This window comes from Micromonospora sp. NPDC005203 (assembly GCF_042872705.1).
In the GTDB taxonomy this organism is placed as follows: domain Bacteria; phylum Actinomycetota; class Actinomycetes; order Mycobacteriales; family Micromonosporaceae; genus Micromonospora.
Genome location: NZ_JBIAKV010000016.1, coordinates 132,107 through 151,895 on the forward strand (window position 1 = coordinate 132,107; position 19,789 = coordinate 151,895).

Annotated in this window: 25 protein-coding genes, 1 tRNA gene and 1 pseudogene; 4 read left to right on the forward strand and 23 right to left on the reverse strand. The window is 72.4% G+C overall.

What is annotated here, in order from left to right:
* Positions 1-2 precede the first annotated feature (2 nt).
* The 13 genes from ACFYPM_RS27945 to ACFYPM_RS28005 all read right to left on the reverse strand — a co-directional run bounded on the left by ACFYPM_RS27945 (position 3) and on the right by ACFYPM_RS28005 (position 9,672).
* A complete protein-coding gene (locus ACFYPM_RS27945) occupies positions 3-401 on the reverse strand; it encodes a group 1 truncated hemoglobin (RefSeq protein ID WP_387202983.1) in 399 nt (132 codons plus the stop codon).
* Positions 402-647: 246 nt separating this feature from the next.
* Positions 648-1,244, reverse strand: a complete 597-nt coding sequence (locus ACFYPM_RS27950; protein WP_387202986.1) for a MerR family transcriptional regulator — start codon at positions 1,242-1,244, stop codon at positions 648-650.
* Positions 1,245-1,432: 188 nt separating this feature from the next.
* Entirely contained in the window at positions 1,433-1,897 is a 465-nt protein-coding gene (locus ACFYPM_RS27955) for a bifunctional nuclease family protein (RefSeq protein ID WP_030327706.1), read from the reverse strand.
* 185 nt (positions 1,898-2,082) lie between these two features.
* Positions 2,083-2,784: a MerR family transcriptional regulator gene (locus tag ACFYPM_RS27960; RefSeq protein WP_357376846.1), complete on the reverse strand. Its 702-nt coding sequence runs from the start codon at positions 2,782-2,784 to the stop codon at positions 2,083-2,085.
* 50 nt (positions 2,785-2,834) lie between these two features.
* Positions 2,835-3,287 carry an FHA domain-containing protein gene (locus ACFYPM_RS27965; RefSeq protein WP_007071101.1) on the reverse strand — a complete coding sequence of 151 codons (453 nt, stop codon included), beginning with the start codon at positions 3,285-3,287 and terminating at the stop codon, positions 2,835-2,837.
* 215 nt (positions 3,288-3,502) lie between these two features.
* On the reverse strand, positions 3,503-3,883 hold the full coding sequence (gene gcvH, locus ACFYPM_RS27970) for a glycine cleavage system protein GcvH (protein ID WP_355031815.1): 381 nt from the start codon (positions 3,881-3,883) through the stop codon (positions 3,503-3,505).
* 60 nt (positions 3,884-3,943) lie between these two features.
* Positions 3,944-4,963, reverse strand: a complete 1,020-nt coding sequence (locus ACFYPM_RS27975) for a DUF881 domain-containing protein (protein WP_387202990.1) — start codon at positions 4,961-4,963, stop codon at positions 3,944-3,946.
* 11 nt (positions 4,964-4,974) lie between these two features.
* Positions 4,975-5,307 carry a small basic family protein gene (locus tag ACFYPM_RS27980; protein WP_030327710.1) on the reverse strand — a complete coding sequence of 111 codons (333 nt, stop codon included), beginning with the start codon at positions 5,305-5,307 and terminating at the stop codon, positions 4,975-4,977.
* Entirely contained in the window at positions 5,304-6,248 is a 945-nt protein-coding gene (locus ACFYPM_RS27985; RefSeq protein WP_387202993.1) for a DUF881 domain-containing protein, read from the reverse strand. The genes ACFYPM_RS27980 and ACFYPM_RS27985 overlap by 4 nt, the downstream gene beginning before the upstream one ends.
* Positions 6,245-6,874 (reverse strand): CDP-alcohol phosphatidyltransferase family protein, encoded by a 630-nt coding sequence (locus ACFYPM_RS27990; RefSeq protein ID WP_357572997.1) that lies wholly within the window; start codon positions 6,872-6,874, stop codon positions 6,245-6,247. Before ACFYPM_RS27990 ends, ACFYPM_RS27985 begins: the two co-directional genes overlap by 4 nt.
* 280 nt (positions 6,875-7,154) lie before the next feature.
* Positions 7,155-7,619 (reverse strand): MarR family transcriptional regulator, encoded by a 465-nt coding sequence (locus ACFYPM_RS27995; protein ID WP_357249166.1) that lies wholly within the window; start codon positions 7,617-7,619, stop codon positions 7,155-7,157.
* A gap of 56 nt (positions 7,620-7,675) precedes the next feature.
* The gene (locus tag ACFYPM_RS28000) at positions 7,676-8,854 is read right to left on the reverse strand and encodes a PP2C family protein-serine/threonine phosphatase (protein WP_387202997.1); all 1,179 of its coding nucleotides are present in this window, start codon (positions 8,852-8,854) and stop codon (positions 7,676-7,678) included.
* 71 nt (positions 8,855-8,925) lie between these two features.
* Positions 8,926-9,672 (reverse strand): SAM-dependent methyltransferase, encoded by a 747-nt coding sequence (locus ACFYPM_RS28005; RefSeq protein WP_387203000.1) that lies wholly within the window; start codon positions 9,670-9,672, stop codon positions 8,926-8,928.
* Positions 9,673-9,788: 116 nt separating this feature from the next.
* Between ACFYPM_RS28005 and ACFYPM_RS28010 the strand changes: the two genes are divergently transcribed.
* The 3 genes from ACFYPM_RS28010 (at position 9,789) to ACFYPM_RS28020 (ending at position 11,445) form a co-directional block, all read left to right on the forward strand.
* Positions 9,789-10,670, forward strand: coding sequence for a universal stress protein (locus ACFYPM_RS28010; protein ID WP_387203003.1), 882 nt, complete (start codon positions 9,789-9,791; stop codon positions 10,668-10,670).
* A 98-nt stretch (positions 10,671-10,768) separates the two neighbouring features.
* Positions 10,769-10,981 carry a hypothetical protein gene (locus ACFYPM_RS28015; protein ID WP_030327717.1) on the forward strand — a complete coding sequence of 71 codons (213 nt, stop codon included), beginning with the start codon at positions 10,769-10,771 and terminating at the stop codon, positions 10,979-10,981.
* The gene (locus tag ACFYPM_RS28020) at positions 10,978-11,445 is read left to right on the forward strand and encodes a hypothetical protein (protein WP_387203006.1); all 468 of its coding nucleotides are present in this window, start codon (positions 10,978-10,980) and stop codon (positions 11,443-11,445) included. The genes ACFYPM_RS28015 and ACFYPM_RS28020 overlap by 4 nt, the downstream gene beginning before the upstream one ends.
* 6 nt (positions 11,446-11,451) lie before the next feature.
* Here ACFYPM_RS28020 and ACFYPM_RS28025 read toward each other — a convergent pair whose 3' ends face one another.
* A complete protein-coding gene (locus tag ACFYPM_RS28025) occupies positions 11,452-11,655 on the reverse strand; it encodes a hypothetical protein (RefSeq protein WP_387203009.1) in 204 nt (67 codons plus the stop codon).
* A 133-nt stretch (positions 11,656-11,788) separates the two neighbouring features.
* Between ACFYPM_RS28025 and ACFYPM_RS28030 the strand changes: the two genes are divergently transcribed.
* Positions 11,789-12,439, forward strand: coding sequence for a hypothetical protein (locus ACFYPM_RS28030; RefSeq protein ID WP_357376828.1), 651 nt, complete (start codon positions 11,789-11,791; stop codon positions 12,437-12,439).
* A 6-nt stretch (positions 12,440-12,445) separates the two neighbouring features.
* Here ACFYPM_RS28030 and ACFYPM_RS28035 read toward each other — a convergent pair whose 3' ends face one another.
* From ACFYPM_RS28035 to ACFYPM_RS28075, 9 genes and pseudogenes are all read right to left on the reverse strand, one after another.
* Complete coding sequence (locus tag ACFYPM_RS28035; protein ID WP_036410487.1) at positions 12,446-12,631, reverse strand: hypothetical protein; 186 nt, start codon at positions 12,629-12,631, stop codon at positions 12,446-12,448.
* A 73-nt stretch (positions 12,632-12,704) separates the two neighbouring features.
* Positions 12,705-13,982 (reverse strand): hemolysin family protein, encoded by a 1,278-nt coding sequence (locus tag ACFYPM_RS28040; RefSeq protein WP_387203014.1) that lies wholly within the window; start codon positions 13,980-13,982, stop codon positions 12,705-12,707.
* 80 nt (positions 13,983-14,062) lie between these two features.
* On the reverse strand, positions 14,063-14,260 hold the full coding sequence (locus ACFYPM_RS28045) for a hypothetical protein (RefSeq protein WP_110566850.1): 198 nt from the start codon (positions 14,258-14,260) through the stop codon (positions 14,063-14,065).
* 39 nt (positions 14,261-14,299) lie between these two features.
* Positions 14,300-15,040 (reverse strand): hypothetical protein, encoded by a 741-nt coding sequence (locus tag ACFYPM_RS28050; protein ID WP_387203018.1) that lies wholly within the window; start codon positions 15,038-15,040, stop codon positions 14,300-14,302.
* 150 nt (positions 15,041-15,190) lie between these two features.
* Positions 15,191-16,945, reverse strand: coding sequence for a selenocysteine-specific translation elongation factor (gene selB / locus ACFYPM_RS28055; protein ID WP_387203021.1), 1,755 nt, complete (start codon positions 16,943-16,945; stop codon positions 15,191-15,193).
* Positions 16,946-16,947: 2 nt separating this feature from the next.
* Positions 16,948-18,252: an L-seryl-tRNA(Sec) selenium transferase gene (selA, locus tag ACFYPM_RS28060; protein WP_387203025.1), complete on the reverse strand. Its 1,305-nt coding sequence runs from the start codon at positions 18,250-18,252 to the stop codon at positions 16,948-16,950.
* A 22-nt stretch (positions 18,253-18,274) separates the two neighbouring features.
* Positions 18,275-18,370: transfer RNA gene (locus ACFYPM_RS28065), tRNA-Sec, on the reverse strand.
* A gap of 13 nt (positions 18,371-18,383) precedes the next feature.
* Entirely contained in the window at positions 18,384-19,601 is a 1,218-nt protein-coding gene (gene nrfD / locus ACFYPM_RS28070; protein ID WP_387203028.1) for an NrfD/PsrC family molybdoenzyme membrane anchor subunit, read from the reverse strand.
* Positions 19,598-19,789 (reverse strand): annotated as a pseudogene (locus ACFYPM_RS28075) (4Fe-4S ferredoxin); the annotation flags it as partial. The pseudogene ACFYPM_RS28075 and the gene nrfD, both read right to left, overlap by 4 nt.

The window sequence follows — 19,789 nt, forward strand, 5'->3', positions numbered from 1 at the left end:
GCTCAGGCGCCCGACCGGTCTCCAGAGGCCACCACCTGGTCCTGCACCTGGCCCAGCACCACCTGCACGTGGGCCAGGGTGTCCGCCGGCACATCCAACTCGGCCAGCGTCGCCAGGAGGTACCCGCCCACCTTCACGTAGTGCTCCACCGGGATGCCCAACGGCTGGTGCGCCTCGGCCAACCCACGACCGGTGTACTCGTCCGGACCACCCAGCACAGTGGTCAACATCAACGTCAGGTGCCGCCGCTGACCCACCATGTCCACGTTCGCGAAATAGCTCGCCGACGTCGGGTCGGCCAACACCTTGTCGTAGAACAGCTCCACAGCCGCCTTGACCGAGCTGGCACCGCCAATACGGTCGTAGTGCGACTGGGGGGCAGCCTCTTCGGTAACCGTCACGGTCGTTCCTCCGGGGGGAAGGGTCGATAACCGTGACGGACCATAGCGTGTCAATCGTCTGGGGTCATTGCCCCCCTATTGCGTTCCCGACAATTGCCTGAAACGCAGCGTCACCGCTACCGGCGGGTATCTCCACAGTCGGCAACGACAACACCACCCAGGGTGTCCACAGTGGAGAGAACACACCCACCGGCACCACCAGCCGTCACCGACGGTCGCGAAAAAACCAACCGAAAAAAAGCGCGCTCAGCCAGCCCGCCGCCGCGCCCGCCGCGCCGCCAACTCGTCACCCACGGGATCCGAACCCGACGCCACCGCAGGCTCCACCGGGGCGCTCGTCGCCGGCTCCGCCGGCAGATGCGACAACGACCCCTGGATCTCCTTGAACGCCCCACCGATCGCGATCCCGAAGACACCCTGGCCACCCTGCAACAGGTCGACCACCTCCTCCGGAGACCGACACTCGTACACCGTCGTCCCATCGGAGATCAACGTGATCCCGGCCAGGTCCTCCACACCACGCGACCGCAGCGCCTCAATCGCCTTACGGATGTTCTGCAGGGACACCCCCGCATCCAACAACCGCTTCACGACCTTCAACACCACCAGATCTCGGAACGAATACAACCGCTGCGTACCCGAACCAGAGGCGTCTCGCACACTCGGCACCACCAGCGCCGTCCGCGCCCAGTAATCCAACTGCCGGTAACTGATGCCCACCGCGTGGCAGGCCGTCACACCCCGGTAGCCGACCGAACCGTCACCCTCAGCCGCCACACCTGGCGACGAGGCACCCGACTCGTCGAAATCCGTGCCTGGATCGGGATCCTGCGGCTCGTGCATCCGGACAACCTCCCCCGTCAGTGTGGCGACGCGTCGTTTCCTTCGACGCGCACCCCTCGACACGGCAACCCTATCGCCACCCTCAGGGGTTACCACGGAGGAACCGACACGACACGCCGCGCCGCCACCGAGAAAGATCACCAACCGCACCGGGGACCACCCACCCGGGAGCGAGCACACGGCCCGCCTCAGCCCGCGAAGTCCTCCGGACGCACCTGCTCCAGGAACTCCCGGAACTTCTCCACCTCGTCCTCCTGCTCATCAGGAATGACGATCCCCGCCTCGCTGAGGACCTGCTCAGCACAACGAATCGGCGCACCGACCCGCAACGCCAACGCGATCGAATCGCTCGGACGCGCCGACACCCGCACCCCATCACCGATCAACAGATCCGCGTAGAACACGTTCTCCTTGAGCTCGGTGATCTCCACCGCCTGCAAGGGCGCCTTCAACGCCGCCAACACATCCCGCAGAAGATCATGCGTCAACGGTCGGGCCGGCTTGACCCCCTGCTGCTCATAAGCGATAGCCGTGGCCTCGACCGCGCCGATCCAGATCGGCAGATAGCGGTCACCCTCGACCTCCCTGAGCAGGACGATCGGCTGGTTGCTAGGCAGCTCCACCCGAACTCCGACCACGCTCAGCTCGCGCACCGCCGCCTCCGTGTCGTTGTCACCTACGCCGCACCGCGCCCTTCCCTGCACGGTACACGGACCGCGACACGGTCGTCCCGTGCGCTACCGCACCACGCCCGCGCCGGAAAGGGGTTACCCCGGCAAGCCTACGGCACGCTTCCCGGAAGAGATCTTTCCGCTCAGCCACCACCCACCGGGACCCCTCACCGACCCAACGTCGACCGCAAACCCACCCGCACCAACGCCGCGTGCAACTGCTCCGACAACGCGACCAACTCACGCGCCGTCTCCGCCGCCCGAGCCCGCGCCGCCGGATCGCTCTGCCGCGCCAACGGCGCCACCAACTGAGCGAACAAACCAACCTCGCGATCCGCCGCCGTCCGGTAACCCCGCAGATGCCGCGGCTCCAACCCGTACGACGCCAACCCCGCCACCGCCGAAGCGATGATCAACGCATCCCCGTCATACCACCCCGGCGGATCCGACACCAGCACACCGAGCCGCTCCAACTCCCCAAGCGTCGACTCGTCGATCCCACTCCGGGCCACCAGCTCCGCCCGGCCGAGCCGCACCTGCGACGACTCGGCCGGCTCCACCGACTCACGACCCGGCACCGCACCATCAGGACCAACCGCCACCAACGCCGGCCGCGACCGCCCCGGCTGCTCACCAGACGAATCCCACTGGGCCAACTGCTCACGGATCACCCGCAACGGCAGGTACTTGTCCCGCTGCGCGGTCAACACGAACCGCAACCGCGCCACATCGTCCCAGCTGTACTTCCGGTAACCCGCCGCCGTCCGCTGCGGCTCGACCAAACCCTCGGCCTCAAGAAACCGCAGCTTCGAAATCGTGGTGTCCGGGAAATCCACCCGCAACTGCCCAAGCACCTCACCGATGCTCATCAGCGGCTCAGACCGAGCCGCCCCGGGTGACATGGAGGCCGCAGGCTCGTTCACCCCCGGCCGGCCTCCTCCTCCGGGCGCGGACCGGCGATGAACACCACCCGGAACTTACCGATCTGAACCTCGTCACCATTGCTCAACGTGGCCGCCTCAACCCGCTCACGATTCACGTACGTACCATTCAGGCTACCCACGTCCCGCACCGTGAACGTCCCACCATCACGGTGGAACTCCGCGTGCCGACGCGACACCGTCACGTCATCGAGGAAGATGTCACTGTCCGGATGCCGGCCACTGGTCGTCACATCGTGGTCCAACAGGAACCGGGCACCCGCATTCGGACCTCGACGAACCACCAGCAGCGCCATACCCGGCGGCAACGAGCCGGACATCCGGCTCGGCACCACATCGGTGTCCGGCCCTTCCAGCACTTCGTCGAGCGAACCGAGATTGAGCGTCGAAGTGACGTCGAGCGGGGGGAACTCGTCGTCTGGCCGCGTCATGGGACCACCTCACGGATCTGTTCGGTCGGCGTCGGGTAATGGCGGGTCTGGCCGCCGGGCACGTGAACACCCGGCGGCTGGCTCCCCGTGCCCGGGAAGGCAATTCCACAACGCTCAACTATTTGGGTTCTCGGTCGACTGGGCGAGCCTAGCCAGCGCCGAAATGCAGGGCAACCGGACGCGCGCACACAACCCACGCACCGGATCACGCACACTCAGCCTTCGGTGATCTTCTGATAAGCCGCCGCCGTCAGCAACCCATCCGTCGCCGTCGGATCGTTCGGCGTGATCTCCACCAACCAACCCGCACCGTACGGATCAGTGTTGATCAACTCCGGTGTGTCACCCAACGCCTCGTTGGGCGCCACCACCGTACCGGCGACCGGCGCGTAGATCTCCGACACACTCTTGGTCGACTCGATCTCGCCCAACGAATCACCGGCCGCCACCACCGCGCCCGCCTCGGGCAACTGCACGTACACGATGTCACCCAGCGCGTCCTGCGCGAAGTGCGTAATACCGACCCGGATCGAACCCGTGCCGTCACCCGCCACCCACTCATGCTCGGCGGTGTATCGCAGATCCTCAGGAATCACCAGACGCGTCCTTCATCCATCGGTGCCCCGGACCACCCGGGCCCGGCGCGGCCGCGCCGGTCAGGAGACCGGACGGGCGTGTTCCAACTTGATCGGCGCGTGCAGCGCCGAAACCTCGGCAACCTCACGCTCCCCAAACGTCACGTTACCGCCGACACCCCGGACCGACGCCACCACCCCACCAGGAATGTTCAACGCCGTACGCATCGTCGCCGGATCACCGATCACCGTGATCGTGTACGGCCCCGTCAACCGACGCCCCTCCACTATCAACGACCCGTTGTCCCCATCGAGGAAGTACGTCGACGCGATGATCCGCACCGTCGCACGGTCACCGCCGGCGATCTGCATCGCCTCCGCGCCCGCACCCCGCAACTCCTGCACCGCGTCCAACACCCGGGTCGCCGTGATCGGCTTGACATCCGCATCGAACTGCACCGTCAACCCCGGCCCGACCGCCGGCAACGTACCCGCCAGAATGCCCAACTCGTTCGCCCGCCGCGTCGCCTCGTCCAACGCCGCCTGACGACCCTGCTCACCCGAGCGCAACTGCCGCTGACTGTCCTCCAGGGCACGAATATCCTGCTGAAGCCGACTCTCCCGCGCGTCCAGATCCGACAGAATCCGCACCAGGTCCTCCTGACGCGTCGCCCCCAACGTCGGATCCGTCGACGTCGTCTTCAACTGCACGACCAACGTGAAACCCAGCAACACCAACAACGCCACGATCATCACACCGGCCGTACTCCACCGGAACCGACCCGCCGCCACCGGCCGCGCCGCCACCGACTCCCCGGCCGGCTCACCCAACCCGTCCGAAGCCGCCACCGGCTCCTCCGACCGCGACACCGGCTCCTCCGACCGCGACACCGCGCTCAGGTCCACCGTCGCGCCGTCATCGACCCGCTCCACCGCGGGCTCCTCGTCCGGCCGGACCGGCTCCTGCGGGGCCAACGGGCTCAGCTCGTCCGGATCCGGTGCGTCCGGACGGGGATCCGGCTCACCCGCCGGCCCACCCGGCCGTGCCGGTCCAGCAGGCTGCGGCCACCCGGTCCCCGTGTCGCTCTGCTCATCACTCATCGCTGTCAAACCTACGCCCGGAACAGGTGCCGACGGATCGCCGCCACGTTGCCGAAGATGCGGACACCCAACACGACGACCACGCCCGTGGACAACTGCCCGCCCACCCCGAGCTGGTCACCCAGATACACGATCAGGCCAGCAACCAGCACGTTCGAAATGAACGACACCACAAACTGCTTGTCGTCGAAGATGCGGTCCAACCGAGCCCGCACCCCACCGAACACCGCGTCCAACGCGGCCACCACCGCGATCGGCAGGTACGGCTGCAACGCCGCCGGCACCGTGGGATCAAGCCACACACCCAGCACCACACCGGCAAGCAACGCCAGCACCGCGATCATCGGCCACCTCCGGAGGGGCTAACGGTCGTCGTCGGACCGGACGACCCAGGACTGCCGGACCGGACACCCGACGCGGAAGGGCTCGGACTGGCCGACGGCTTCGCGTAGCGTAGCTGCGGCTCCGGAGCCGCCGGCAGGGTGAGGTCATCGGCCTCCCGCACACCGAACGACAACCCGGTCTTCTGCGCGACCTCCCGCATCACGTCCGCGTTGCGACTGTCCTCGAACCTGCGCCGCATCGAACCCGGCCCGACCGCCGACACCTCGTACGGCCCCATCACCGGCCGGAAGTCCACCAGGATCGCGTCACCCGCCGTACGGATCGTCGACGTCGAGGTCAACCGCTGCCCATTGATGGCGACCGCCTCCGCACCGGCACTCCACAACGCGTTCGCCACACCCTGCAAGTCGCTGTACAACACCCGCGACGGCCCCGCACCAGCCCCCGTCACCGCGTCCGCGTTACCCGGCCCGTCCGCCAACCGCACCACCACGCCGTCGCCGCGCACCCGCCCCAGGCCGGTGCTCGCCTCCAGGTCCCGCAGCCGAGCCGCCGCCGACCCGCTCAACGCCGCGTCCCGCTGCCGACTGACCTCCTCGCGCAGCTGGTCCGCGCGCGTGGACAACCGGTCGGTCGTGCCCTCGCGCTCCTTGATCTGCGCCACCAGACCGGAACGAGCCTGGGCCCGCCCCGGCTCGTCCGCCATCGTCTGCCGGTACGCGACCGCGAACAGGAAACCGAGCAGCACCACCACGACCAGACTGACCGACCGCGCCGGCCACGCCCGCCACCCCCGCGCCGACCCGGTGGACGCCGAGTGCCGACGGGCAGCCGCCGCATCCGCGTAGCCCGGATCGAGCGGGTTGCGGAACAACTCGGTGAGGAAATCCGGCGCGTACACCCGGTCCGGGCGGGGTTTGCCCGGCTGCGGCGCGCTCATGCCGCCGCTCCCGGACCACGCGCCGCGCGCACCAGCCGCGCCGCCTGCACCACGTACATCCCGCCGGCCACCCAGTAGAGCACCAGCCCCCACCACGCCAACGCCCAACCGATCGCGGCCGTCGCCGTCGCCGCCGCGCTCCACTCGCTGGCCAACAGCAGCACCGGGAACGCCGCCAGCAGCAGGAACGTGGCGGTCTTACCCACGTAGTGCACCGGCGGCGGCCCGTACCCGTAGCGGCGCAGCACCGCCAGCGAGCCGAGCAGCAGCAACTCGCGGGCCAGCAACGCCGCGGTGAACTGCCACGGCACCACCTCCCGCACGGTGAAGGCGACAAGGGTGGCGAGGATGTAGAGCCGGTCGGCGAACGGGTCGAGCAACTCCCCGAGGCGACTCACCTGGTGCAGGCGGCGGGCGATCCAGCCGTCGACCCAGTCCGTGGTGCCACCGATGGCCAGGACGACGATCGCCGCCACGTCGGCGCGCTCGACCAGGAACAGGTAGAGGAAGAGGGGTACGCCCAGCAGCCGTACGAAGCTGATCAGGTTGGGCAGGGTGAGCACCTGGTTGCCGGGGGCCTCGTCACCGGTGTCCCGCGGTTGCTCTGCCCGAGCCGGACGCGACACCGATCCTCCTCCGCGGCAAGGACCCTCGGCCGACGTCGGGCGCGGCGGAGGGTCGTACGCGCTGTCGGGCCGGCCCGCGCCGGCTCCCCCTGCGGCCCCGGGGTGGGGCCTGTTCCCTGATCCGGCCCGCGATCTTGAAGATCACGGGCCGGGTAAGTGCGCTGTCACTATATCGGGCCTGCCTCCGTGCGCCGTCGCCGCGCGTTCGGTGCGGCTGTGTCGCACCGTGGCGTGGATCACCACGTGTAGAGCGTCCTAGGATACTAGTGGGAGCGAGGGCTCACGCCGTCTGTGCCGCCGGGTCGGTCTGCTGCTCGGGCACCGACTGGGTCGCCGCCCGGCCGAACGCGACCAACGCCAGCCACAGATCGTGCTGCGTCCTGCCCGGCATCCGATCCAGCACCGACTGCACCGCTCGCCGCCGCCGCTCGGCCAGGTCCCCCAGCAACGCCAACGCCGCGGGCGTGGGCACCAACCGCACCTCACGCCGGTCGCGGGGATCGGCCACCCGCCGCAACAGCCCGGTCGCCTCCAGCCGGTCACAGAGGCGGCTCGCCGACGACGGCACCACGTCGAGCAGCTCTGCCAACCCGTTGACATTGGTTTCCGCTCGGCTGCTGATCAACGTCAACACCCGCAACTGCGTGGGCGGCACCTGATGCCCCGACGCGGAGGAGTCGAGCACGGCGATCAGCGTCCCGGCAGCCGCGGCGATCGCCGCGGCGAGATCTTCAGGTCGCTCCACCCGATGTCCCCTGCCGTCGTCGCGCTGGTGCCCACCAGACGAGGCGGCGGCGGCCCTCACCCGCTGCCCCGCTCACGCGGGCCGTGCCAGTCCAGACACACCACGACGGCGTCGTCGCGCAGATCGGAGTCCGCGTGGTAGGCGTACAGTTCGCGCATCACCGTACCAACCGCCTCGGCCGCCGGCTGCAACCGCGTGGCGCGCAGCGAGCGAGCCATCGCCCGATCGCCGTACGGCTCCTGACCCGGCGGCTCGGCGGCCCACACCCCGTCGCTGACCACGAAGAGCCGGTCCCCCGGCTCGAGGTGCAACTCCTGCACCTCGTAGCGGGTCTCGGCGAACATCCCCAGCGGCAACTGCTGATCCAGCTTCATCGGCTCCACCGTGGCCCCCCGCATCCGCAGCAGGTGCGGGGAGCCCGCGTCGACCGCACCGACCCGGCCGGTGCGGGTGTCGACGTCGAGCAGCAGGGTCGCCACGTGCCGGCGGCCCCGGTGCTGATAGAAGACCGTGTCCGAGGCGAGCTCGGCCTGCTCCACCAGGCCGCCGCCGGAGCGCCGGGCGTTGCGCATCGCGTTGACCGTGACAGCGGTCAGCATCGACGCGGCCAGCCCACTGCCCTCGCCGTTGAGCACCGTCACGGTGAGACGGTCGCCGTCCAGCGACCAGTCGAAGTGGTCCCCACCCACGGTGTACGCCGGCTCCAGTTGCCCGGCCAGCGCGAACGCGTGGTGCGCCACGCTGCGACCGGGCAGCAGGTCCCACTGCATCTCGGCGGCCATCGTGAGTCGCTCACGGCGACGGGCCCGCCGATACCTGTCGGTCCCCCGGTCCGCCGCGCGCATCGCCACCGCCAGGGCGCCGGCGATGTCGGTCGCGTGGCCGGTGACTGTCGGATTCGGTACGGCCGGCAGCTCGATCAACAGCACGCCCAGCCGCTCCCCCCACAGGGTCAACGGCAGGTAGAGCCGACAGGGGCCCTCGCCAGCGGCGTCGCGTACCGGTTGCTGGCTGCTGAAGCACCGCTGCGCCACGGTGTGGCGGGAGAGGGACCCGGCCGCCGCCAGGTCCGGGTCCAGCACCGGCCAGAGCCCGCTGATCCGATAGTCGGCAACGAAGACGTCGGTGCGCAGCGCGCCCAGCGTCGAGCGGATCGCCTGGTCCGCCGCCTCGGCCAACTGGTCGGGCGGGGCCTCGCGCAGCGCGCGCGACACCACGTCCGGCGGCTCCACCATTGTCGTCCTCTCCAGAAGCTTGCTACAGGGCAAGCATCATACGGACGCCCCCGGACGGCGAACCGCTGCGGTCAGTCGTCACCACGGGTCGCGAGCACGCCGTGGAACGCGTCGGGCACCTTCGCGGGCGGACCCTCCGGCCGCCACCGCGCGACCGGCACGATCCCGTCCGCCGTCGGCGCCCAGCGGCCCAGCAGCGGCGCGAACGCCCTCGGGGCACGCATCCGGAACTGTGGCCCCATCATCGCCAGCGCCTGCGGGTGACCCGCCAACTCCTCGGTGTCGAAGTCCACCACCAGCAGGCTGCCCGGCGCCGCGGCGGCATACAACTCGTCGAGCGTGTGGGTCAGCGTGGCGTCGTCGAGGAACGCCGCGAGCCCGAGGAAGACCACCCCGACCGGCCGGCGGCCCCAGCCCGGCACGAAGCGGTGCATCTGCGCCGGGTCGACCGTGCCGATGTCGGTGGCGTCACCGAAACCGTAGCCGGCCCGGCCACTGCCGGCGAGGATGCTCTGCCCCAGCCGGATGGTCACCGGGTCGACGTCGGTGTAGAGCACCGTCGCGTCGACGGCGACCTCGTGCACGTTGCCCATCGTGGGCACCCCGGCACCGAACACCAGGAAACCATCCACACGCTGGGCGACCATGGCCCGCACCGCCCGGCCCAGGAACGCCCGCAGCTCCCGGAACACCGGCGCGCACGGCCCGTACGCCTGCTCGAACGCACTCGCCGCGACCACGTCGACCGGGAAGTGGTGCTCCCCGCCGAGCCAAAAGTCGATCATGCGGCCGGTGCTCGGCTGGTCCGGTTCACCCATCGACAATCCCCCCTCCCCAGCGATCGTCGCCAGCGTACCGACCCCGACGCGCTCAGCGGTATCACGGCGCGGGGACGGTCCTGCCCGCGATACTGACCCCGAGCGGGAGGTGGGCGGTGAACTCGGCGAACAGCGCGGCGGTCGTGGTCGGCGTGGACGGCTCACCGCCGGCCCTGCGCGCCGTACGCCTCGCCGCCACCGAGGCAGCGCGCCGGCACCGGCCACTGCGGATCGTGCACGGGTTCATCTGGCCGCTGCTGCACGTGCCCGCCGCCCCCGCCCCGGGCGCGCCGCCCGGCGGTGGCCTGCGACACCGGGCCGAGGAGCTGGTCCAGGCCGCGGTGGCCGAGGCCGAGGCGACCGTACCCGGACTGTCGATCTCCGGCGAGATCATCGACGGTGAGGCCGCCGCGGTGCTGGTGGGCGAGTCCCCCACCGCCGCGCTCATCGTGCTCGGCGACCGTGGGCTGGGTGGTTTCTCGGCGCTGCTGGTCGGCTCGGTCGCGGTGCAGGTCGCCGCGTACGCCGACTGCCCGGTGCTGGTGGCCCGCGGCGCGCAACGACCCGACGAGCCGGTGCTGGTCGCGGTGGACGGCTCGCCGGCCTCCCGGCTGGCGGCCGACTTCGCGGCCGAGACCGCCGTGTCGCGTGGGGTGCCGCTGCTGGCGGTGCACGCCTACCAGCACCCCGGCAGCAGCGGCCCCGGCGACATGCAACCCCTGGTGTACGACGACGCGACGCTGCGCGGCGAGCAGGAACGGATGCTCGCCGAGTGGCTGACCGGCCTCACCGAGCACCACCGGGAGCTGCGGTTGACCTGCCGGGCGGTGCACGGCCGCACCGGCGCCGTGCTGGCCGAGGCGTCCCGCTCCGCGCAACTCGCGGTGGTGGGCGGGCAGGGGCGCGGCGAGGTGACCGGGTTGCTGCTGGGGTCGGTGAGCCAGTCGATGCTGCACCACGCGCGGTGCCCGGTCGCCGTGGTCCGCGCCCCCCGCTAGGACCGAGGTTCACCGGCCGCCAGACGGGTAGACGGCCGCGGTACGCCGACGGCGACGAGGGCGACAGCAGATGCCCAGACCGACGAAGGAGGCACCACATGCCAGGACCACGGCCGGGCAGTAACGCCTACGACAAGCAGCGGGCGCGGTTGCGCAACGCGATCGACGACTCCGGACGTCGGGTGCCCGACGGCAAGGCCAACCAGGTCGCCAACCGGATCCTCCAGGAGGACCGAGGCCAGCGGGGCGTGGTCCGCGGCGACCGCGCGTACGGCCCCAAGAGCGAGCGCGAACCGGGCGACCCGAAGTGAGGAAGGTCGACCTTGCCGACGGTGCCATCGCTGGCGCCGTCGGCAGCACCGCGCTGAACGTGGTCAGCTACCTCGACATGACCCTGCGGGGACGGCCGGAGAGCGACGTCCCCCAGGAGACCGTCGACCGGCTGGCCGGGATCGCGCACGTCAGCCTGGGGTCCGACGGCCGGGCGGCGAACCGCCGCTCGGGTCTGGGACCCCTGATCGGCTACGGCCTCGGCATCGCCGCGGGCGTCGCGTTCGCGCTCTACGCCGGTGGTCGGCGTCAACCGCTGCCGGTGGCCACCGGCCTGCTCGGCGCCGGCGTGATGACCATGACCGACGGGTCGATCACCGCCCTCGGGATCAGCGACCCGCGTACCTGGCGGCGCTCCGACTGGATCTCCGACATCATCCCGCACCTCGCGTACGGGCTGACGGCCGCCGCGACCTGGAACAGGTTGCGGCGGCCGTCACGCTAGGGGCCGTTACCGGGTGTCGCTGTCGTCCTCGGCCACTGGTTCACCGGCCGGGCCGTACGGCGACACCTGCCCCCTGGGCACCGGCCGACCCTCGTCACCGCGCGACGAGCCACGGTTGAGCGGGTGCCCGGTCGGCGTCGGTCCCTTGCTGTCCTGGCTGGTGGCGCCCTTGGCGTTGCGCCGGAACTCCTCCTGCTGCGGGTTGACCACAGGTGTCTCCCTCCGGATACGGCGGGCGGTATCGACCGCCTCCACCGTCGGCATACCCGTCCGATCCGGTGGCATTCCGACCGGGCTCGCCGGCGCGACGGCTAGCGGGGCACGGATCGGGTACCCCCGCGGTGTGGGCAACGATCGAACAGTGGTGCGGGTCCTGCTGGACCGGCGTGGCCGCACCTACGCGGAGGAGGCCGGCATCCAGCTCGCCGACCGCCCCCGTCCGCTCTACCAACTGCTGGTGCTGACCACCCTGCTGAGCACCCGGATCCGGGCGTGCGTGGCGGTGGACGCCGCGCGGGAGCTGTTCGCCGCGGGCTACCGCACACCGCAGGCGATGGAGGCGGCCAGCTGGCAGGACCGCGTCGACGCGCTGGGCCGGGGACACTACCGCCGCTACGACGAGCGGACCGCCACCATGCTCGGCACCGGCGCCCGGTTGTGCCTGGACCGCTGGCACGGTGACCTGCGCCGACTACACCGCGAGGCCCAGGGTGACCCGGCCGGGCTGCGTCGACGCCTCACCGAGTTCCCCGGCATCGGCCCCACCGGCGCCGACATCTACCTGCGCGAAGCGCAGACGGTCTGGTCGGACCTGCGCCCGTACGCCGACCGTCGGGCACTGGCCGGGGCGAAGCGGTTGGGTCTGCCGGGCTCCCCGGACGGACTGGCCGGCCTGGTCGACGAACCGGACTTCGGTCGGCTCGCCTCGGCGCTGGTGCGGGTGGCGCTCGGCGAGGAGTCCGCCGGCGAGGTCACCCGGGTCGCCGCCCGCTGAGACCGCTCACTTCACCGTCTTGTCCCCCGGCCGGGTCAGGTGCCACACCAGCAACGCGGCAAGCAACGCCAGGACCACCACCCCGCCGGAGATCCCACGGCCCTCCTCGGGGCTGCGCCCGGCGCTGCCGAAGTAGATCACCGCGAGGCCGGCCAGCACGGTGACGAACGTACGCAAACCTCGGTCCTTCACGAATCGCACCGTAGGCGGGCCGCCTTCCCGGCGGGCTTTTTCGGTGCTGCTGTCCCCCGTCCGGGCGACCCGGTCACCCCTCGGTCGTGAACCCGCGCAACCGCACCCGCCGCACCGCCCGGTCGGCGACCTCCACCACCTCCAGCGTCAGCCCGGGTAGCCGGACCGTCTCCCCCGGCTGGTCGGGCAGGTGCCGCAGCCGGGCCAGCACCAACCCGGCCACCGTGGTGTAGTCCCGGGACAACGGGAAGCGCAGCCGCACCCCCAGGTCGGGCAGGTCGTGCAGCGGGAAGTCACCGGGCACCAGCAGGGCGCCGTCCTCCTCCCTGATCACCCCGTGCACGTCCCGGTCGGTCTCGTCGTACAGCTCGCCGACCACCTCGGCCAGCAGATCCTCCATGGTGACCAGGCCGTCGACGCCGCCGTGCTCGTCGACCGCCAGGGCCAGTTGCTGATGCTCCTGCCGGAGTTGGCGCAACGCGTCGGAGACCGGCAGGGTCACCGGCAGCAGCACCGGCGCGCGCACCCGGTCCCCCACCGACGCGGTGCCGGCCTGCACCAGGTCGCGGATGTGCACCACCCCGAGCAGCTCGTCCAGACCGCCGGGACCGGTGACCGGGGCGCGGGACCGGCCGGCGGCGGCGAGCCGGCGTACCCCCTCGTCGGCGGTCAGGTTGCCCGGCAGCGTCATCACCTCCCGGCGGGCCACCAGGATCTCCCGCAACGTCCGGCCGGCGATGTCGAACGCGCCGGTCAGGATCTCCCGCTGCTGGGCCGACAGGCCACGCTGGCTGGCCAGCATCTCGCGCAGTTCCTCCTCGGTCATCTCCGCGCGGTTGGCCCGCGGGTCACCGCCGGCCAGCCGTACCACCGTGTCGGTGGCCCGGCTGAGCAGCCACACCGCCGGCCGCGACGCCCGGGCGAGCAGGTCCAGCGGGCCGGCGCTGAGCAACGCCCAACGCTCCGCCCGCTGCATCGCCAGTCGTTTGGGCGCCAACTCGCCGAGCACCAGCGTGACGAACGTCAGCAGCACGGTAACCAGCAGCACCGCGGCGGGGCGGGCCGCGCCGCCGAGGAAGCCCAGCGGACCGACGAACGGCTCGGCCAGCGACACCGCGGCCGCCGCCGAGGCGAGGAAACCGGCGAGGGTGATGCCGAGCTGGACGGTGGCCAGGTAGCGGTTCGGGTCGCGGGACAACCGCACCAACCGATCGCCGGCGCGCGACCGGCGGCCCAGCCGCCGCAACTGCCCCTCGCGCAGCGTCACCAACGCCATCTCGCTGCCGGAGAGCGCGGCGTTGACAAGCACCAGTACGGCCACCAGCGCCACCTGCACGAGCTGACCACCCATCGCGCACCCCCGTCCGCCGCCTCAGGTCACTCAACCGCAGCGGAGCCGGTCCCGGGTCCGGTTTGCGCCCGCGCCACCGCTCAGTCGACCTCCAGGTCGTCAAGCGAGATGGCGTGGGTCATCAACCAGCGGGCCAACGCCGACATACCGAACAGCCACAGCGGCACCGATTCGGTGGGGCCGCTGGTGGCGTAGATGGCGAACCGCAGATCGGGCGCGCGGTACGCCTCGATCCGCCACCGGTGCTGCCGGTCCCGCCAGACCGCCGAAGGGTCCATGGCGTCACCGTAGGGGACCGCCATCCGGCCGGGGGGCGGTTAGCCCGGGACCACCGTCGTGCCGAGCAGCCGACGGGCGTTGAACACCAGCACGGCGATGCCGATCCCGGCGAGGATCAGCCAGCCGAGGCCACGCCAGCCCGAGCTGCGCTCGCCGACCTGCTCCGACGGTGCCCGCCACACCTCCCGGTAGGTCCAGGCGAGCACACCCGTCCCGAACGGCAGAAGCCCGACCCAGAACCAGAACCATCGGGTGCCGGTTCGTGGCGGCGCACCACCGACAAGCCTGGCCAGCCACAGCACGGTCAACACGCCGGCGAGCACGGCGGCGGCGTCGGTGATCCGGTGCGCGGCGGCGCCCACGCCCCGCCACGGTTCGGCGACGGCGGCGAGCCGCGCGTCCCACCCCGCGTTCGCCGACGGGACCGCCTCGACGACGGACGTTTCCGGGGCGGGCTGGTCGACGAACACGTACCGGGTCTGGCCGTTCGGCACGGTCCAGGCGAGCAACCAGCCGTTCGTCGCATACTGCAGCCGCGCACGGCTGCCCCAGTAGGCGTCGTCGTCGGCCCAGCCGTCCGCCCGTTGGAAGGTCACCACCCGGCCGGCCGCGAGATCCCGGCCGAGTTGGGCCTGCGTCGACTCGCGGGGCTCCACCCACCAGGCCAGGGGTGCCCACAGCACCCAGAGCACCGGCAGCCCCCAGCGCAGCGCCACCGGGAGGGCCTCGCGCCATCGACCGCCAGCGGGCTGCGACCGGGTCGGGATCAGCTCGACCATGTGTACACCGTCGCATTCCGGCAGGGTCCTGTCAGCCCCGGCCGGCGCGGGTGGCCACGGCACTCGGCCGCCTCCGGCGAAACGACGTCCGCTACCGCTTCGTCCTCGACATGTCCGACCCGGACTCCTGACCAGCGGAGTGTCGCGGGCTCAGGTGACGACGATCCGCGCGTCGTCGGGCAGCCGCCGGGTCGCACCGCGACGATCCAGCAACTCCAGCAGCGGCACCGCCACCCGGCGGGTGGTGTCCAACGCCTGCCGGGCCGCGGAAAGCGTGAACGGCTGTGGCAGCCCCGCCAGCACCCGGACCGCGTCGTCGAGCGCGTCGGGCAGCAGCACCACGTTGTCGGCCAACCGCAGCAGGGCGCCGGCCCGCACCGCCGCGCCGATCTCCCGGGGACCCAGTCCCAGGTCGACGAGACGGTCCGCCTCGGGAGCGCGGAACGGCCGGTCGCCGTACTCGTCGCGGACCCGCCGCACGGCTCGGGCCACGGGTTCGGGCAACGCGTCGGCGTCCGCCGCGCCGATCCGCCCGGCGTGGATCCGCAGCGGCGGCCGGACCAGCGCCTCGACCAGCACCCGGTCCGGCAGGCCGAGGCGCTGGCGCAGCGCGTCCACCGGCATCCCGGGCTCCAACGGGTGTTCCCGCGCGTGGCGGGTGACCTCCTCGGTCAGCTGGTCGCCGAGCCACCGCCAGTGCTCGGGGTCGGCCAACCAGTCACCGGCCACCGGCGCGGCGTGCACCGGTACGCCCATCCGGATCAACGCGCCGGCCCGGACCAGCCGCCGGCGGCGCAGCTCACCGGCCAGCTCGGGTCGACCGTCAAGCGCGGCGAGGACCTGCGCGCGGGCTACCGCGGCCCCTCGGCGGGCCAGCGGCGGCGGCGCCACGTCCAGCACCCGCACCCCGCCGGTCACGTGGTGCCGGCCCGGGTCCCGTAGCAGCGCCCGGTCGCCCACCAGCAGCGGCAGCGCACGGGACAGGCGCAGCCGTACGGTGTCCGTACCGAGCGGTCGGACCCGCACCGGCACCGCCGCCGACCCGACGTGCAGGGTGAGGGTGGCCGGCAGGTCGGCGGCCGGGTCGCCGGTGAGCCGGACGTCCACGAGGTCGGTGTGCTGGAACCGGCCCGGGGTGAGCAGCGCGTCGCCGCGGCCGAGTCGGTCGCGGGGCGTACCGCGCAGGTTGACCGCCACCCGGGCCACCGCGGCGGCCTCCGGTCGGGCCTCGCCGAGCGAGTGCAGGCCACGGACCCGGACCGGCTCGTCGGCACCGGCCACCTCCAGCACGTCGCCCACCCGCAGCCGACCGGCGCCGAGGGTGCCGGTGACGACGGTGCCGCTGCCCCGCACCGTGAAGCTGCGGTCGACCCAGAGCCGGACCGGGTCGTCCACGGTGGGTGTCGGCAGTCGGGCGGTGAGCCGGTCCAGGGCGGCCCGCAACTCCGGCAGACCAGCGCCGGTGCGGCCGCTGACCGCCACCGCCTCCACCGCGCCGAGGCTCGTCGCGCCGATCTCGGTGCGGGCACGGGCCATGGCCGGCCCCGGATCGGCCAGGTCCGCGCGGGTCACCGCCAGCAGGCCGTACCCGACGCCGAGCGCGTCCAGCGCGGCCAGGTGCTCGGCGGACTGCGGCATCCACCCCTCGTCGGCGGCGACCACGATCAGCGCCGCCGGCACCGGGCCGACACCGGCGAGCATGTTCGGCACGAACCGCTCGTGACCGGGCACGTCGACGAAGGCGATGGTGGCGCCGGATGGCAGCGTCGTCCAGGCGAAACCCAGGTCGATGGTCATGCCTCGGCGACGTTCCTCGGCCCACCGGTCGGGTTCCATCCCGGTCAGCGCCCGGACCAGTGTCGACTTGCCGTGGTCGACGTGCCCGGCGGTGGCGACGACGAACACGCTCAGTCGTCCCCGGGTACGCGCAGCACGGCCGCGCGGACGGCGTCGTCGGCGTCGGCGGGCACACACCGCAGGTCGAGCAGGAGTCGGCCCCGCACCACCCGGCCGAGCACCGGCTGGTCCCCGGTGCGCAGCGGCGCGGCGTAGCGCTCGGGCAGGCTCAGCGCCCACGAGTCCAACTCCACGCCGGGGGCGCCGCCGCCGCCGACCACCGCGACGGCCGGCACCACCTCCGCCTTACGGCCGTCCGCGCCGAGCCGGTCGCGCAGCCGTTCCACCCGATCGCGCAGGGCGCCCGGATCGGCGTGCAGGGCGGTGCGGGTGGGGGTGTCCGGTCGGTGCAGGGTGGCGGCCAGCGCGGCCAGGGTGAGCTTGTCCACCCGCAACGCCCGGGCCAGCGGGTGGCGGCGCAGCCGGTCGATCAGCGCGACGTCACCGAGCAGCAACCCCGCCTGCGGGCCGCCGAGCAGCTTGTCACCGCTGGCGGTGACGAGCGCGGCCCCCGCGCGCAGCGTGCCGGCCGCGTCCGGTTCGTCGGGCAGCAACGGATCCGCGGTGAGCAGACCGGAGCCGATGTCGGCGACCACGGGCACGCCGAGGGTGGCCAGTTGGCGTACCGGGGTGGCCGAGGTGAAGCCGGTGACCTGGAAGTTCGACGGGTGCACCTTGAGCACGAAACCGGTCTGCGGACCCAGCGCGGCGGCGTAGTCCGCGAGGGTGGTGCGGTTGGTGGTGCCCACCTCCCGCAGTCGAGCGCCGGTGCTCTCCAACAGGTCGGGCAGGCGGAAACCGTCGCCGATCTCGACGAGTTCGCCGCGGCTGACCACGATCTCCCGGCCGGCGGCCAACGCGGTGGCGGCCAGCACCAGCGCGGCGGCGCCGTTGTTGACCACGTGCACGGCGCCCGCGTCGGGCACGGCGGCGGCCAGGGCGTCGAGCGCGTCGCGGCCACGGCGGGCCCGTCGGCCGGTGCTCAGGTCCAACTCCACGTCGGTGTGCCCGGCGGCGGCCACCACCGCGGTGACCGCGGCGGGCGACAGGGGCGCCCGGCCCAGGTTGGTGTGCAGCACGACACCTGTCGCGTTGAGCACCGCCCGGGGGCCGGGTGCGGGCAACGCGGCGACCGCGGCGTCGCGTACCTCACCGGGGTTGATCTCGCCGCGGCGGGCCTGCTCCTGGGCGCGGACGACGACCGCCTTGACCTGGTCCCGGCCCAGCGTCACGCTGGCCGCGGCCAGCAGCGGGTCGGCGAGCAGCGTGTCGGTGCGGGGCACCCGACGTCGCGGGTCCACCGGCCCGTCGCCCATCGCGTCATCTCCTGCTGCGGTTTGGCGGAGACGGACGGGAATCGAACCCGCCTGGCCCGGGTCCCGGACCACTCCGGTTTTGAAGACCGGGAGGGGCACCAGCCGCCTGAACGCCTCCATCGGACATTCGATCACACCGCGGGCGGGGCCGCCCGATCAGATGGAAGATCCATGCCGGTTCGTCGGGCGTCGGCCCGCGCACGCTGCGGCACCACCGTGTAGCGAGGGTCGCGGGCGGACGCGACGCCACCGTAGAAGATGCCGAACCGGGTCGCCACCGACGCGGCCAGCAGCGCGGCACCGGACAGCGCGCTGACCGCCCGGCTGCGCCGGCCGAGCAGCGCACCGGCGACCCCACCGACCGTCAGCATCCGGCTGGCGCGCAGCAGCCAACCGGGCCGACCCTGCCGGTAGGGCTCGCTGAGCAGGCCGAGGCGGGTCTCCACCCGGTGCGTGCCGTACAGCTCCAGGGCCGCGCCGGCCACCGCCATCCGGCGGGCCGGCCCCGCCTGGGCCGTCGGCGCGGCGAGCAGACCCACGCCGGCGCCGCTGGCCAGGGCACTGCCCGCGAAGATCACCGGCAACTCGGGGTACGCCTCGTGCCACGACGGCACCGCCGTGTCGGCGAGCAGGACCCCGGTGTACGTGGCCAGCGCGGGCGCGGTCCCGGCGGCGAGCAGCCCGGCGGCGTGCCCGAGCGGCGGCAACGCCCGGCCGGCCAGCCCGAGCAAGCCGTGGCGGGGCAGCCGGCCAGCGACCTCGGCGATCGCGGCGACGCCCGCGGCCGGCCCGTACGCGGTGAGGATCCAGGTGCCCATCGACATCGGCGAGGTCGGCTTCGCCACCCGCAGCATGTGGTGGAACCGCGCCGGCCGGCCCAGGTCCCTGATCAGGAAGACGGCGCTGGCGCTGACGGCGGCCAGTGCGGTCACCCGACCGGCGCGACGCAGCGCCGGCCGCCCGGTGAGCTGCCCACCCGCGGCGAGCAGCGACGAGCCGGCGGCCAGGCCGCCGGTGAACAGGTACGCCGCGATGTCCCACTTCCACACCGGCGCCTTGAGGATCGGCCGACCGTAGTACGAGGTGAATTCGGCCTCCGGCACCCGCAGCTCCTCGCCACCGCCGCGACGCCCGCCCCGCCGGCCGGCGGACCCCCGCCGCGGCGAGGTCAGCTCCGCCCGGGAGTCCGCGCCCACCGCTTCCCGCCGCACCCCCGGACCACCCGACCGGTCGCTGCCGGCGGCGGATGGGTCGGTGCTGGCGGCGACCGATGGGTCGGGGCCGGCGCTGGTGAGTCGGTCGCGGAAGCGGCGGAAGCGGTCACCTATTTCGGGGTGGTGCGCCCTCACGAGGAACCTCCGACGAACGCGAACACGGTGGCAGCCGTCATGGTGAGGGCGGCGAGGCCCGCGCGTTTCCACATCGCCGGCAGGTCACGGGTCGTCACGACCGGATCCGGCGGCAGCCCGTACACCTCGGGCTCGTCCAACAGCAGGAAGAACGCCCCGTCACCACCCACACCATCATTCGGGTCGTG